This is a genomic window from Kluyvera sp. EC_51 (assembly GCF_019584505.1).
In the GTDB taxonomy this organism is placed as follows: domain Bacteria; phylum Pseudomonadota; class Gammaproteobacteria; order Enterobacterales; family Enterobacteriaceae; genus Kluyvera; species Kluyvera sichuanensis.
This window is the reverse complement of the sequence record NZ_VDAG01000076.1, coordinates 1-484: the sequence shown is the minus strand read 5'-3', so window position 1 is coordinate 484 and position 484 is coordinate 1. Positions and strand designations below refer to the sequence as shown.

The following is a 484-nucleotide window of genomic DNA, read 5'->3' as shown; positions in this document are numbered from 1 at the left end:
CGAAAAATATCGGCACTCAGCCAGTGGCAGCTCAGGTAGCTGCCGCACCTGCCGCAGACGTAGCTGAACAACCTCAGCCGCAAACCGTGGATGGCGTTGCCAGCCCGGCACAAGCCTCGGTTAGCGATCTGACCGGTGAACAGCCTGCAGCCCAGCCGGTGCCTGTAAGCGCCCCGGCGACAAGCACCGCAGCGGTAAGCGCACCCGCAAATCCATCCGCAGAGCTGAAAATCTACGATACCTCATCACAACCACTTAGCCAGATCTTAAGCCAGGTTCAGCAGGATGGCGCGAGTATTGTGGTCGGTCCGTTGCTGAAAAATAACGTTGAAGAGTTGCTGAAGAGCAACACTCCGCTGAACGTACTGGCACTGAACCAGCCGGAGAATATCGAAAATCGCGTCAATATTTGTTACTTCGCGCTTTCACCGGAAGACGAAGCGCGCGATGCAGCGCGTCATATTCGTGACCAGGGTAAACAAGC

At 56.2% G+C, this 484-nt stretch carries 1 protein-coding gene; it reads left to right on the top strand.

Annotation, left to right across the window (positions count from 1 at the left end):
• Positions 1-484: penicillin-binding protein activator (locus FHC49_RS13930; RefSeq protein ID WP_220440096.1), on the top strand; the 484-nt coding region annotated here is incomplete at both ends.